The organism is Saccharopolyspora sp. NPDC045839 (genome assembly GCF_056431645.1).
The window spans coordinates 32775-44417 of record NZ_JBWKKH010000023.1 but is presented as its reverse complement, the minus strand read 5'-3'; the positions used below and the strand labels follow the sequence as shown (position 1 = coordinate 44417).

12 protein-coding genes are annotated in these 11643 nt (G+C 70.8%); 5 read left to right on the top strand and 7 right to left on the bottom strand.

What is annotated here, in order from left to right:
- Positions 1 to 132 precede the first annotated feature (132 nt).
- From AC07EQ_RS27905 to AC07EQ_RS27875, 7 genes are all read right to left on the bottom strand, one after another.
- On the bottom strand, positions 133 to 510 hold the full coding sequence (locus AC07EQ_RS27905; protein ID WP_478390837.1) for a PH domain-containing protein: 378 nt from the start codon (positions 508 to 510) through the stop codon (positions 133 to 135).
- 88 nt (positions 511 to 598) lie between these two features.
- The gene (locus tag AC07EQ_RS27900; protein WP_358581797.1) at positions 599 to 1384 is read right to left on the bottom strand and encodes a DeoR/GlpR family DNA-binding transcription regulator; all 786 of its coding nucleotides are present in this window, start codon (positions 1382 to 1384) and stop codon (positions 599 to 601) included.
- Positions 1385 to 1575: 191 nt separating this feature from the next.
- A complete protein-coding gene (locus AC07EQ_RS27895) occupies positions 1576 to 2523 on the bottom strand; it encodes a 1-phosphofructokinase family hexose kinase (protein ID WP_478390836.1) in 948 nt (315 codons plus the stop codon).
- Positions 2520 to 3383: a class II fructose-bisphosphate aldolase gene (locus AC07EQ_RS27890; RefSeq protein WP_478390835.1), complete on the bottom strand. Its 864-nt coding sequence runs from the start codon at positions 3381 to 3383 to the stop codon at positions 2520 to 2522. The genes AC07EQ_RS27895 and AC07EQ_RS27890 overlap by 4 nt, the downstream gene beginning before the upstream one ends.
- A 15-nt stretch (positions 3384 to 3398) precedes the next feature.
- Complete coding sequence (locus AC07EQ_RS27885; RefSeq protein WP_478390834.1) at positions 3399 to 3833, bottom strand: hypothetical protein; 435 nt, start codon at positions 3831 to 3833, stop codon at positions 3399 to 3401.
- Complete coding sequence (locus AC07EQ_RS27880) at positions 3830 to 4735, bottom strand: ROK family protein (RefSeq protein WP_478390833.1); 906 nt, start codon at positions 4733 to 4735, stop codon at positions 3830 to 3832. Before AC07EQ_RS27880 ends, AC07EQ_RS27885 begins: the two co-directional genes overlap by 4 nt.
- Positions 4732 to 5628 carry an SIS domain-containing protein gene (locus AC07EQ_RS27875; RefSeq protein WP_478390832.1) on the bottom strand — a complete coding sequence of 299 codons (897 nt, stop codon included), beginning with the start codon at positions 5626 to 5628 and terminating at the stop codon, positions 4732 to 4734. Before AC07EQ_RS27875 ends, AC07EQ_RS27880 begins: the two co-directional genes overlap by 4 nt.
- Before the next feature lie 444 nt (positions 5629 to 6072).
- On the opposite strand from AC07EQ_RS27875, the gene AC07EQ_RS27870 reads away from it, so the two are divergent.
- The 5 genes from AC07EQ_RS27870 to AC07EQ_RS27850 are packed head-to-tail and all read left to right on the top strand — an operon-like array spanning position 6073 to position 11550.
- Complete coding sequence (locus AC07EQ_RS27870; RefSeq protein ID WP_478390831.1) at positions 6073 to 7683, top strand: ABC transporter substrate-binding protein; 1611 nt, start codon at positions 6073 to 6075, stop codon at positions 7681 to 7683.
- A 7-nt stretch (positions 7684 to 7690) separates the two neighbouring features.
- The gene (locus AC07EQ_RS27865; protein ID WP_478390830.1) at positions 7691 to 8617 is read left to right on the top strand and encodes an ABC transporter permease; all 927 of its coding nucleotides are present in this window, start codon (positions 7691 to 7693) and stop codon (positions 8615 to 8617) included.
- Positions 8610 to 9506, top strand: a complete 897-nt coding sequence (locus AC07EQ_RS27860; RefSeq protein ID WP_478390829.1) for an ABC transporter permease — start codon at positions 8610 to 8612, stop codon at positions 9504 to 9506. Before AC07EQ_RS27865 ends, AC07EQ_RS27860 begins: the two co-directional genes overlap by 8 nt.
- Positions 9503 to 10525, top strand: coding sequence for an ABC transporter ATP-binding protein (locus AC07EQ_RS27855; RefSeq protein ID WP_478390828.1), 1023 nt, complete (start codon positions 9503 to 9505; stop codon positions 10523 to 10525). The genes AC07EQ_RS27860 and AC07EQ_RS27855 overlap by 4 nt, the downstream gene beginning before the upstream one ends.
- A complete protein-coding gene (locus AC07EQ_RS27850) occupies positions 10522 to 11550 on the top strand; it encodes an ABC transporter ATP-binding protein (protein WP_478390827.1) in 1029 nt (342 codons plus the stop codon). The genes AC07EQ_RS27855 and AC07EQ_RS27850 overlap by 4 nt, the downstream gene beginning before the upstream one ends.
- Positions 11551 to 11643 lie beyond the last annotated feature (93 nt).

Below are 11643 nucleotides of genomic sequence, written 5' to 3'. Positions count from 1 at the left end.
GTGCGCCGCCGTGGTGCGGTAGTGCTCGGCCAGGCGGCGGAAGAGCTCCTCGGCGCCAGCGCCCTCTCGTCGATCACCGAATCGATCTCCAAGGCCCCGCGGCCCGAAGCCGGCAACTGCTTCGCGGCTCGATCAGCGCGCGACGTAGGCGCTCAGGAGGGCCTGGACCTCGTAGACGTCGACGCCCTTGCCGAACTGCTTCGTGATCGGCTCGGCCGTGCCGGACAGCCAGATCTTCAGCTCCGCGTCGAGATCGAAGGTGCCGGCGGTCTCGACGGAGAAGTGGGTGATGCTGCGGTACGGGATCGAGTGGTACTCGACCTTCCGGCCGGTCATGCCCTGCTTGTCGACGAGGACCAGGCGCCGGTCCGTGAAGAGGAACGAGTCCCGGATCAACTGGTACGCGGCATGGATCTCCTCCCCCTGCGCCAGCAAGCGCCCGAACTCCTTCGCCGCCGAACGGGGGTCGACCCGCGAAGCGTTGCCCATCATCCCGCCGAAAAGTCCCATGCTCGCCCTCCCCGGCGAAGATCCAATGCCCTGCGACCACACTAACGAAAACGCCGGATGCCGACGTCGCCCCTCCGGCCGGCGCCACTCAGACCGCTTTGACCGGTACTCCTGCGGCGTCGAAGCGCTGGATGAGTTCGGCGGGCGCGTTCGAGTCGGTCAGCAGCATGTCGATCGACTCCACCGGGCAGATGTGGGCGAAGGCGCTGCGGTCGAGCTTGGAGCTGTCGGCGACGACGACCACGCGGTCGGCGCGTTCGGTCATGAGGCGGTTGATGCTGGCTTCGGCCTCGTTGTGCGCGAACGCGCCGCGCGACGGGTCGACGGCGTCCACGCCGAGGAACACGATGTCGAGGGTGATCTCCTCGAGGAGGTGGGTGCCGAGCGGCCCGGTGAGTTCGAACGACTGCGGTCGCGCCACGCCTCCCGTCACCACGATCTTCACCTGGGGCCTGACGACGAGCTCGTTGGCGATGTTCAGGGCATTGGTGACGATGGTCAGCGAAGTGCGTTCACCGGAGTCGCCGATATCGGCGCGCGACACGAGGCTGCGCGCGATTTCGGTGGTGGTCGTACCTCCGTTGACCCCGACGACCGCACCCGGCGCGACCATCGCCGCAGCCGCGCGGGCGATGCGCCCCTTCTCGCGCGCGTTCCGGGCGGCCTTGTAGCGCAGCGGCAGGTCGTAGGAGATGTTCTGGGCGACGGCTCCGCCGCGCGTGCGGGTCAGCAGCTGCTGCTCCGCGAGGTGATCGAGGTCGCGGCGAACCGTGGCCGCAGAAGCGTTGAGCTCTTCGGCGATCTCGTCCACCGTGACCTTGCCTCGTTCCCCGAGCAGGTCGAGCAACGCGGACAGTCGCGCATGCCGGTCCACCGGTGTCCCCCATCCTTCGGCCGAACGCAGAATCGATCACTCCACGGCCAGTATCGCTCATAAACGCTCACGTGGTGACAGGTGTTCCACGCAGACCCGGTGCGAACGGCCCGCCGATCCGGCACCCAGCAGGTCCTGCTGCCCCGAATCCCGAGTCCCCATTTCCTGCCCGCCGAGTCGCTTTCGAGCAACTACCCGCGGTTCCGGCACGTCTCGTCGGCGGCCAGCGGCTCGATCGTGATGTTGCCGGCGATGTCCCGGAGCACGCGGTGGTCGAGCGTTCCCGCGACCGGCGCCGCCGCTGCGGCCGCAGACCACGCAACGGCGTTGCGCAGGCGCTCGGGCCAGGTCTCCCGGTGCATGATGCCTGCGGCGAACGCCGCCACCGCCGCGTCACCGGCGCCCGTCGGGTTGCCGCTCACCGCGAAGGGCGGCGCTGCGCGCCAGAACCCCTCATCGGTGGCCGCGAGCAAGCCGTCCGGGCCGAGGGAGACGATCACGGCTGCCGCGCCGCGGTCGCGCAGCTGCTGAGCTCCGCTGAGCGGGTCGTCATGTCCTGTCGTTTCGCGGAGTTCGGCGGCATTGGGCTTGACGAGGTCCGCGCCGGCTTCAGCCGCCGCCAGCAGCGCGGGGCCCGTGGCGTCGACCACCGCGGGCACCGAGCGGGCATGGGCATCCCGGACCAGCTCGGCGTAGCTGCTCGCCGCGCACCCGGGTGGCAGGCTTCCCGAGCACACGAGGACCGAAGCGGCGGTCAGCCGCTCGGCGACGAGGCCCCTGAGCCGCTGCCAGTCCTCGTCTTCCAGGTGGCTGCCGGGCTCGTTGAACAGCGTCGCCTCGCCTGCGTCCGCTTCGGCGATCACCGCGATGGTCTTGCGGGTGGGAGCGGACACCGGCAGCAGCGCGTGTTCGATCCCGGCAGCGGTGAGGTCATCGCGGATCACGTCGCCGAGGACACCGCCGACAGGGGCGGCGACGAGCGTCGGGACGCCCTGGCCGTGCAGCACCCTGCTGACGTTGAGGCCTTTGCCCCCGGCGCGTTCGTGGACGCTGCGGACGCGGTGCGATTCTCCGGGGTGGACGTGCTCCACCCGGTAGCTGACGTCCAGCGCGGGGTTCGGGGTGACGGTGATGATCATCCGGTCGCATCCTGGGGCGAGCCGGTGCCGAGCCGCAATACCCCGAGCAGGCGCGCGGTTTCCGCCGCGAGGGCGTCCTTGCCGGCGGTGAGGTACTTGCGCGGATCGACCAGGCTCGGGCTGTCCGCCAGGACCTGTCGCACCGACTCCGTGAACGTCTTGTTCAGGTGCGTGGAGATGTTGATCTTGGTCATTCCGCTGCGGATGGCGGAGCCGAGGTCCTCATCGGACACGCCCGAAGAACCGTGCAGCACAAGGGGAACGCTCAGCGCGTCGTCGAGCCGCTCGATGAGCTCGAAGTCGAGCGAGGCGTCGCGCGTCACCATCGTGTGCGAAGTGCCGACCGCGACGGCCAGCGCGTCCACGCCGGTGGCTGCGACGTAGTCGACGGCCTCGCGCGGATCGGTGCGGGCCCCCGGCGCGTGGACGCCGTCCTTGCCGCCGACCTCGCCCAGCTCGGCCTCGATCCAGAGCCCGGCGTCGTGGCACCTGGTCACGACGGCGCGCGTGCGGGCCACGTTCTCCTCGTAGCTCTGCTTCGAGGCGTCGAACATGACGGAGCCGAACCCGAGCTCGATGGCCTCGGCGACCAGATCTTCGGACTCGGCGTGGTCCAGGTGCACGGCCACCGGCACCTCGGCCCTGCGGGCGCGGGCGAGCGTCGCGCACGCGATCGGCTCCAGCGCGCCGTGGTAGCGCGCGCAGTTCTCGCTGATCTGCAACACCACCGGGGCCCCCGCGCGCTCGGCGCCGGCCACCAGGGAATCCGCGTGTTCGAGCCCGATGACGTTGAACGCACCGACCCCGAGACCGGTGCGGACGGCGGCGTCGACGACGCTGCCGGTGCCGACCAAAGGCATGGCTGCTACCTCTTTTCAGTGTGGTTGATGACCGGGTTGCCGCGCGCGAACACGGCGTCGACGAGGAGGTCGTCCGTGCGCACGACGAGGTCGGCCGGGCGCCAGCGAGCCGGCTTCGCCGCCGAGCCCGACGGCGCGGGCGGGAACGCTCGTGATCGCCGCGAGCGCGTCGAGGAACGGGATTCCGATGGCGACCGCGTTGCGCAACGCGCGATCGAGCGTGAGCGTGCTGCCGGCGAGCGAATCGCCTTCTGCCAGACGGGCTTCGCCGCCGTGCACGTGCATGTCGGCGAAACCCGGCACCAGCCACCGATTCCGCAGGTCGACGTCGACGGGCTTCGGCGCCGGCCCGGCCCCGATGGCGGCGATCCGCCCGTCGCGCACCTCGACCCAGCCGGGATCGAGTACGGCGGAGTCCGCCGCGACGACCTTGCCGCCGCCGAGAATCATCTCGCCCCCACCAGTTCGGCGGCGAGCAGCGCCGCGCCCAGGCTGCCCGCGCGATCGCCGAGCGCGGCGGGCACGATCCGCGGTGTGCGCTGGAGGTTCCAGTCCTCTGCCACGCGACGGGTGAGCGCGTCGAACAGCAGCGGCCCGGCTTGCGACAGGCCACCGCCCACCACGACGACCTCCGGCGCCAGCAAGGCGGTGAGCCAGATCAGCGCGCCGCCCAGCGCATCCACCGCCTCGTCCCAGACGGCGGCGGCGACCGGATCCCCTGCGGCGATCCGCCTCGCCACGTCCGCCGCGCCCGCCACCGGAGTCCCCGTCCGGTCCTGGTAGCGCCGGCTGATCGCGCCCGCGGACGCGACCTCCTCCAGGCGAATCCGCCGGCGTTCGCCGGCCTCGATGGGGACCTGCCCGATCTCCCCCGCGTATCCGCCTGCGGCATGCACCCGACCGGATTGCACGTGCGCCGCCGAGATTCCGGTGCCGACCGGGAGGAACACGGCGTCGCTCGCCTCCCGGGCGGCACCGAGCCGGTGTTCCGCCAGCGCCCCGGCCCGGACGTCGTGGCCGAAGGCGACCGGCAGCCCGATCCGCTCCGCGAGCAACGAGGCGAACGGCAGGTCCGACCACCCCAGGTTCCCCGAGAACACCGCGACGCCCCGGGACTCGTCGACGATCCCGGGCACGACGAAGCCGACGGCCGCCGGCGCGGTGCGTTCGGAGAGGTCGGCGACGAGCGAAGCCGTCAGGTCCAGCACTCGCCGGGCCGTGTCGGACGACGGCGGCGGCGTGGCGCGGCGCCGGTGTGCCAGCACCGTCCCCGATGCGTCGACCAGCACCGCTTTCGTCTCGGTCCCGCCCACGTCGACACCGACCACGGGGCCGCCGGCGTTGTCCGTCACATGTCGTCCAGGACGATCGACCGGGTCAGGTTGCGCGGGTTGTCCGGGTCCAGCTCACGCTTCACCGCCGCGGCCACCGCGACTCGCTGGGCGAGCACCAGGTGCGCCATCGGGTCGCGCCGCGCGCTGTCGACGAAGTCGGCTCCGGCCGAGGAAACCTCGGCGGCGAGCCCGGTCGGGGTCTCACCGAACATCCAGGTCACCCGGCCTGGTTCGGCGATGCTGATGGGGCCGTGCCGGTACTCCATGGCCGGGTACGCCTCCGACCACAGGCCCGCGGCTTCCCGCACCTTCAGCGCCGCCTCGTGCGCCAGCCCGACCGTCCAGCCCTTCCCGAGGAAGGTGATCTGTTCGCTGGCCGGGAGCGCGCCGAGCTCGGCGTCCAGCATGGCGCGGGCGTCCGCGACGGCCCCGGTCAGATCCGCTCCGAGCGAAGCGCGGAGCAGGGCCAGCGCGGTCGTCGCGAACCGCGTCTGCACCACGGACTGCTCGTCGGCGAACTCCAGCGCGACCAGCTCGTCGCAGGCCTCCGCGATGGGCGCGGTGGGGACGGCGGTGATCCCGACCGTGGGCACCGTCCCCTTCAGCCGCCGCAGGAGTTCGAGCACCTCCGTGGTGGTTCCCGAGCGGCTGATCACCACCACGCGGTCGTAGGCCCGACCGACGGGCATTTCGGATGCGGGGAACGCGTCCGTCACGCCCTCGCCGGCGGCCTCCCGCAGCGTCGCGTACGCCATGGCCATGAACCAGGAGGTGCCGCACCCGGCCACGGCCACCCGCTCACCGCGGGCCGGCAGCACGCCGGCGACCTCCCGGGCCAGCTCCGCGGCGCGCAGCCAGCATTCCGGCTGGCTGTCGATCTCGCCGTCCACGAGATATCCGCCAGACGCCATCAAGTCCTCCAAACCTGTCGTTTCCGCGGCGAGCTCGTTCTCCGGTGCGCCGCCGAACGACGGCGCAGCGGGAGGCCGGGCACTGCCGAACCGCCACGCGGAGTCCGTCGCAGCGCGCCACGCCGCCAGCCTAGATGCCCGAATTTGATCGAACAAGAGACTAATCAATCAATATCAATCATCTTATCGCCTCGGTCATCGCCGCCGCAGGAGCCGACGCCTTGCGATGACGACCACCGGAAAGAAGCCTTGCGTAGCGCCCCGACCACGCGGCGTCATCCAACCGAGAGTGCTGACCAGCACGTTCCAGGCAATGCAGACCGAGGTAGTGACAGGCACCACCGGCCGCGTTAATAATGACCGAACTTGCATGAAGTTGCTCGATAACTCCGACTTACGAGCACACATGCGCAAGCTGGTTATCTGAGTTAGGGAGAGCCACACATGCCCCAGAAGCTCCGGAGACGGCTGGTGCTCGCCGCCGGGATGTGCCTGGCACTGCTGACGAGCTGCGGCATGCCCGACACCGACGCCGGGCGAGTGCTGCGGGTCGCGCAGTACCCGGATCCGCCGGAGCTCAACTCGCAGCAGCAATCGGGCAGCCAGGTCTACATGGGACTGTGCGAGCCGCTGACCGGCCTCGGTTACGCCAGGGCCGGCGACCTCCGGATGCGCGGCGCGGAAAGCGTGCGCACCGCCGACGGTCGGGTGTGGACGATCGCGCTGCGCCCCGGCCGCACGTTCCACAACGGCGAACCGATCACCGCGCAGACCTACGCGGACACCTGGAACTCGGTCTCCTACGGCCCCAACGCGTACAAGGCGAGTTCCACCTTCAGCGTCATCGACGGCTTCGACGAGGTCAACGACGACCCGCCGGCGCGCGACACGCTGCGCGGGCTGGCAGTGCTCGGGCCGCTGACCTTGCAGGTCACGCTCCGGCAGCCCAACTACGACTTCCCGAAGATCATCGCCTCCTACAGCGCGTGCCCGATCCCGAAGGAGGGCCTGGCCGACCCCACCGCCTACTCGCAGGCGCCGATCGGCAACGGCCCGTACCGCTTCGTCCGCTGGGACCGCAACGAGAAGATCGTGCTGCAGCGCTGGCACGACTACCAGGGCGAGGTGCCGCCCGGGGCGGCCGAGGAGATCCAGTTCAAGATCTACCAGTCGCAGGACACCGCCTACCGCGACGTGCAGGCCGGGCAGCTCGACGTGCTGCGCAACCTGCCCGGCGGCCTGCTCAACGACGCCCGCACCCAGCTCGGCGGCTCCGGCCTGTTCGCGATCCCGCAGCAGCGGCAGATCACCCAGATGCTGGTGCCCGAGTACGTCGAGTCGCTGCGCGATCCGCGGCTGCGCAAGGCGATCTCGCTGTCGATCGACCGCGACGCGATGGCCGGTGCGCTGCTGCGCGGCTCGGCGACCCCGGCCCGTTCCCTGCTGGTCGAGGCGGTCGGCGCGCCCTACCGGGCGGATGCCTGCATGGCCTGCCGGTACGACCCGGACAAGGCTCGCCGCCTCGTCGCGGAAGCCGGTGGATTCCGGGAACCGGTGGTCATCTGGTACGCCAACACCGGGGGCGGGGGCGGCACCGAGATGTCGCAGATCGCGCTGGCCATCTCCAACGCGCTGCGGCAGGAGCTGGGCGCCGAGGTCAAGCTGAAGCCCGTGCTGCCCGCCCAGCTCACGCAGGCGCAGATCAGCGGCGAGCTGACCGGCCCGGCGCTGAGCCTCTGGGGCGACATCTACCCCAGCCCCGACCAGTACCTGGGCATGTTCCGCAAGGGCGGCGACGGCAACGAGTACACCCGCTACGACAACCCGCGCGCCAACGAACTGATCAACCAGGCGCTGGGCACCGGCGACGAGCTGGACGCGGCGCGGCTCTGGCAGCGCGCCGAGGACCTGATCCTCGACGACATGCCCGCGATTCCGCTCTACTACCCGGCCATCTACGCCGCGCACGCGCCGTGCGCCACGCCGGTCACGCTCGGCGGCGACCTCCAGTACTACCTGACCGAGTTCGAGTGCGGCCCCGGCCGCGAGGGGTGATGCCGACATGCTCGGATACGTCGTCCGCCGCTTCGCGGCGATGCTGCCGGTGTTGTTCGGCGTCACGTTCCTGATCTTCGCGCTGGTCTACGCGATGCCCGGCGACCCGATCGCCGCGCTCGCCGGCGACCGGCCGATGCCACCGTCCACTGTGGCCGTACTGCGCGAGCAGTACCACCTGGACGAGCCGCTGATCACCCAGTACCTGCTGTACATGACCGGGCTGTTCCAGGGCGACTTCGGCACCGACTTCTTCGGCCGCCCGGTGCTCGAGATGATCGCCGAGCGGTGGCCGACGACGCTGCAGCTGGCGCTGACCGCCTGGGTGTTCAAGCTGGTGATCGGCCTCGTGGTCGGGATCTTCGGCGCGCTGCACCGCGGCCGCTTCGGCGACCACCTGACCCTGGCGTTCACGGTGCTGTTCGTGGCGCTGCCCGGGTTCGTCATCGCGTTCATGGCGCAGCTGGTGTTCGGCTTGAAGCTGCAGCTGTTCCCGATCGCGGGCGTGGCCAACGGCTGGCCGCTGAGCTTCATCCTCCCGGCGCTGGTGGTGGCGCTGGAGGCCGCGGCGCCGCTGGCGAGGCTGACCAGGTCGAGCCTGGTCGACGTGATGGGCGCCGAGTTCATCCGCACCGCGCGGGCCAAGGGCGCGTCGGCCGGTCGCGTCGTGTGGGGGCACGCGCTGCGCAACTCGATGATCCCGGTGGTCACCTACCTCGGGCTGAGCCTGGCGGCGATGCTCGGCGGCGCCGTGATCGTCGAGAGCGTGTTCAACCTGCCCGGCATCGGCGGCCTGCTGGTGCAGGCGGTGCAGACCCAGCAGGGCACCATCGTGGTGGGCGTTGCCACCTTCATCATCCTGATCTACCTGCTGGTGAACCTGCTGGTGGACATCAGCTACGGAATCATCGACCCGAGGGTGCGCAATGGCTGACCGGACCGACTACTCCCCCGCTCCCGCCCAGGCCGTGCCCCGCCGGAGGTTCACCCTGGTCGGCCGGCTGCCGAGGCCGTTGCGCGCGCCGCTGTTCGTGGTGGCGGCGCTGATCGCCGCCGGCTACGTGCTGATGGCGGTCTGGCCGAGCCTGTTCACCTCCGCCGATCCGATGCACTGCGAGCTGCGGCTCAGCGGCGCGGGCCCGGCGCCGGGCCATCCGTTCGGCTTCGACATGCAGGGCTGCGACTACTTCGCCAACGTCGTGCACGGGGCCCGGCCGTCGATCGCGATCGGCCTGCTGGTCACCGCGGTGACCTTCGTGCTGGCCGCGGTGCTCGGCGCGCTGGCCGGTTACTTCGGCGGCATCGTCGACGGGGTGGTGTCGCGGGTCGCCGACGTGGTGTTCGGCCTGCCGATGATCATCGCCGCGATCGTGGTGCTCAACCTGTTCGAGGAACGCACGATCTGGACGGTGAGCCTGGTGCTGATCGTCTTCGGCTGGCCCGGCGGCATGCGCTACATGCGCGGCTCGGTGCTCAAGATCCGCAACCTCGAATACGTGCAGGCCGCGCGCGTGCTGGGCGGCAGCCACCTGCGCATCATGGGCACGCACATCGCGCCGAACGCGCTGACCTCGCTGATCGTGCTCAAAACCCTCGAGATCGGCGGTGTCATCGCCGCCGAGGCGGCGCTGACCTTCCTCGGCATCGGGCTCCAGCCGCCCGCGATCTCGTGGGGGCTCCAGCTCTCCACCGCCCAGCAGCAGTGGCAGGCCAGCCCGCACCTGCTGGTCTACCCGGCCCTGTTCCTGACCGGTGCCGTCCTGGCGTTCGTCGTACTCGGCGACAGCCTGCGGGAGACCCTCGACACTACGTTCCTTCGGTGAACGCGAAGGCGCGGTCCGCGCCGCACCAGGCCGAGGACGACCGGCGCACGGTTCTCGACGTGCGCGGCCTCAGCGTCGACTTCCACACGCCCGCCGGGCGGTTGCACGCCGTCCAGGACGTCAGCTTCAGCGTGGACGCGGGTGAAACGCTCGCCGTGCTCGGCGAATCAGGCTCGGGCAAGAGCGTCACCGCGCAGGCGATCATGGGCATCCTCGACACGCCGCCGGCCGAGATCGTCGGCGGCACCGTCGAGCTCGCCGGCCAGGACCTGCTCGCGCTGCCCGAGCGGCAACGCCGCGCGGCAACGGGATCGCGCGTGTCGCTGATCTTCCAGGACGCGCTCACGGCGCTGAACCCGGTGCAACCGGTGGCCAAGCAGATCGGCGAGCTGTACCGGCTGCACCGCGGCGCGTCGCGGAAGCAGGCGTGGCGGCAGGCCGTGGAAATGATGGACCGGGTGCGGATTCCGGCGGCGGCCAGCCGCGCCGGCGACTACCCGCACCAGTTCTCCGGCGGGATGCGCCAACGCATCCTCATCGCGATGGCGCTGGCGTTGGACCCGGAGGTCGTGATCGCCGACGAACCCACCACCGCTCTCGACGTGACCGTGCAGGCCCAGATCCTCGACCTGCTCGCCGAGCAGCAGGCCGAGCGCGGCCTGGCGCTGGTGCTGATCACCCACGACCTCGGTGTCGCGGCCAAGATGGCCGACCGCGCGCTGGTGATGTACTCCGGGCGCGTCGTCGAGCACGGGCCGATCCGCCGGCTGTTCACCGCGCCGATCCACCCGTACAGCCAGGGCTTGGTCGCCTCGATCCCGCGCCGGTCGCACCGCGGCGGCCCGCTGCCCGCGATCAGCGGCCTGCCGCCGAGCCTCACCGATCGCCCCGCGGGCTGTAGCTTCCACCCCCGCTGCAGCATCGCGCGCGAACACTGCGAGTCGGTCGAACCGGAACTGCTGCAGCTGGACGACGGCAGGCAGACCCGGTGCCACTTCTGGACGGAGGTCGCATCGTGACCGATCAGCACATCCTCGAGGTGCACGACGTCACCAAGCACTACCGCAAGCGCGGCGGCGGGCGGTTCGGCCTCGGATCCGCCACCGTCAAAGCGGTCGACGGCGTGAGCCTGAAGCTGCGCAAGGGCGAGGCGCTGGGCATCGTCGGCGAGTCCGGGTGCGGCAAGTCCACGTTGACCCGGCTGCTCACCGCGCTGGAGAAGCCCACCAGCGGGCAGATCCGCTACCGGGGCGTCGACGTTCACAGCGCGAAAGGCGCTGCCCGGACCCGGATGCGGCGCAACATCCAGATGGTCTTCCAGGACCCCTACGCCTCGCTCAACCCGCGCAAGACCGTCGGCTCGATCCTGGCCGAGCCGTTCCGGATCCATCGCGACGCGCTGCCCGGGTCGGGCCTGCGCCCGCGACTGGAGCAGCTCCTGGAACAGGTCGGCCTGCGGCCGGACCACCTCGACCGGTATCCGCACGAGTTCTCCGGCGGACAGCGCCAGCGCATCGGCATCGCCCGCGGCATCGCGCTGAACCCGGAGGTGCTGATCTGCGACGAACCGGTCTCGGCGCTCGACGTCTCGGTGCGCGCGCAGGTCCTCAACCTGCTCGCCGAGCTGCAGCGCGAACTGTCGCTGACCGTCGTGTTCATCGCGCACGACCTCGACGTGGTGCGGCACTTCTGCGACCGGATCGCGACGATGTACCTGGGCAGGGTGGTCGAAGAAGGCGACTGCGACGCGGTCTACGACCACCCGGCGCACCCCTACACCCGGGCCCTGCTGTCCGCGATCCCGCGCCCCGGTTTCGACGACGAACCGGAGCAGGAGCGCATCGTGCTCGAAGGCGACCCGCCGTCGCCGATCGCACCGCCGCCCGGCTGCCCGTTCCACACCCGGTGCTGGATGGCCCGACCGGACTGCGCGCACACCGTTCCGGCCGGGCACGACCTGGGCGAGGGGCACGTCTCGCACTGCCACTTCGCCGCCGAGGTCGCCGACGCCGATCCGCGCGCCGCGCTCGACGGATCGCGGTGACCGGTCAGTCGACCGCACCAACTCGTGTTGATCAAGGATGAGCGATCATCCGCGACGGACGAGTTGGTGCACGTCCGATGTGCACAACGGACT

Coding starts and splice junctions, on each gene's coding strand:
- AC07EQ_RS27905 (WP_478390837.1), bottom strand. CDS start 510: ATGGGACTTTTCGGCGGGATGATGGGCAACGCTTCGCGGGTCGACCCC.
- AC07EQ_RS27895 (WP_478390836.1), bottom strand. CDS start 2,523: ATGATCATCACCGTCACCCCGAACCCCGCGCTGGACGTCAGCTACCGG.
- AC07EQ_RS27890 (WP_478390835.1), bottom strand. CDS start 3,383: ATGCCTTTGGTCGGCACCGGCAGCGTCGTCGACGCCGCCGTCCGCACC.
- AC07EQ_RS27885 (WP_478390834.1), bottom strand. CDS start 3,833: ATGATTCTCGGCGGCGGCAAGGTCGTCGCGGCGGACTCCGCCGTACTC.
- AC07EQ_RS27875 (WP_478390832.1), bottom strand. CDS start 5,628: ATGGCGTCTGGCGGATATCTCGTGGACGGCGAGATCGACAGCCAGCCG.
- AC07EQ_RS27870 (WP_478390831.1), top strand. CDS start 6,073: ATGCCCCAGAAGCTCCGGAGACGGCTGGTGCTCGCCGCCGGGATGTGC.
- AC07EQ_RS27865 (WP_478390830.1), top strand. CDS start 7,691: ATGCTCGGATACGTCGTCCGCCGCTTCGCGGCGATGCTGCCGGTGTTG.
- AC07EQ_RS27860 (WP_478390829.1), top strand. CDS start 8,610: ATGGCTGACCGGACCGACTACTCCCCCGCTCCCGCCCAGGCCGTGCCC.